The 1,205-nt window shown below is 71.7% G+C and carries 1 protein-coding gene; it reads right to left on the bottom strand.

Translation table 11 applies throughout. The features are described from left to right. Positions 1–1,205: acetyl-CoA carboxylase biotin carboxylase subunit (locus tag ACWFR4_RS49025; protein WP_453658501.1), on the bottom strand; the 1,205-nt coding region annotated here is incomplete at both ends.

The following is a 1,205-nucleotide window of genomic DNA, read 5'->3' as shown; positions in this document are numbered from 1 at the left end:
TCGGCCAGGGCGCGGGCGGCGCGCTGCAGGGCCTGTTCGCGGGTGGCGCCGGTGACGATCAGTTTGGCGAGCAGGGAGTCCCAGGCGGGGCCGATGACGCTGCCGGTCTCGACGCCGGCGTCGAGGCGGACGCCGGGGCCGGTGGGGGGTGCGAAGCGGGTGACGGTGCCGGGGGCGGGCAGGAAGCCGCGGCCGGGGTCTTCGCCGTTGATGCGGAACTCGAAGGAGTGGCCGCGCAGGGCGGGGTCGTCGTAGCCGAGTGCTTCGCCGTCGGCGATGCGGAACATCTCGCGTACGAGGTCGATGCCGGCGACTTCTTCGGTGACGGGGTGTTCGACCTGGAGGCGGGTGTTGACCTCGAGGAAGGAGATGGTGCCGTCTGTGCCGACGAGGAACTCGACGGTGCCGGCGCCGACGTAGCCGGCTTCCTTGAGGATGGCTTTGGAGGCGGTGTAGAGCTGTTCGTTCTGCGCCGGGGTCAGGAAGGGGGCGGGGGCCTCTTCCACGAGTTTTTGGTGGCGGCGCTGCAGGGAGCAGTCGCGGGTGGAGACGACGACCACGTTGCCGTGGGTGTCGGCCAGGCACTGGGTCTCCACGTGGCGGGGCTTGTCGAGGTAGCGCTCGACGAAGCATTCGCCGCGGCCGAACGCTGCGACGGCTTCGCGTACGGCGGAGTCGTAGAGCTCGGGGACCTCTTCGAGGGTGCGGGCGACCTTGAGGCCGCGGCCGCCGCCGCCGAAGGCGGCCTTGATGGCGATGGGCAGGCCGTGTTCGCGGGCGAACGCGACGACCTCGTCGGAGCCGGAGACCGGGTCCGGGGTGCCGGCGACCAGGGGCGCGCCGGCGCGCTGGGCGATGTGGCGGGCGGCGACCTTGTCACCCAGGTCGCGGATGGCCTGCGGGGGCGGGCCGATCCAGATCAGTCCGGCGTCCAGGACGGCCTGGGCGAACTCCGCGTTCTCCGACAGGAATCCGTAGCCGGGGTGGATGGCGTCCGCGCCCGAGTCCTTGGCGGCCTGCAGCACCTTCGCCATGTCGAGATAGCTGGTGGCCGGGGTGTCACCGCCCAACGCGAACGCCTCGTCCGCCGCCCGGACATGCGAAGCGTCCCGGTCCGGTTCCGCGTAAACGGCAACGCTCGCGATACCGGCATCCCGGCACGCCCGGGCCACGCGGACAGCGATTTCGCCACGGTTGGCGATGAG

This window comes from Streptomyces sp. NPDC055140, from assembly GCF_053607285.1.
This window is presented reverse-complemented; position numbering and strand designations above follow the sequence as displayed.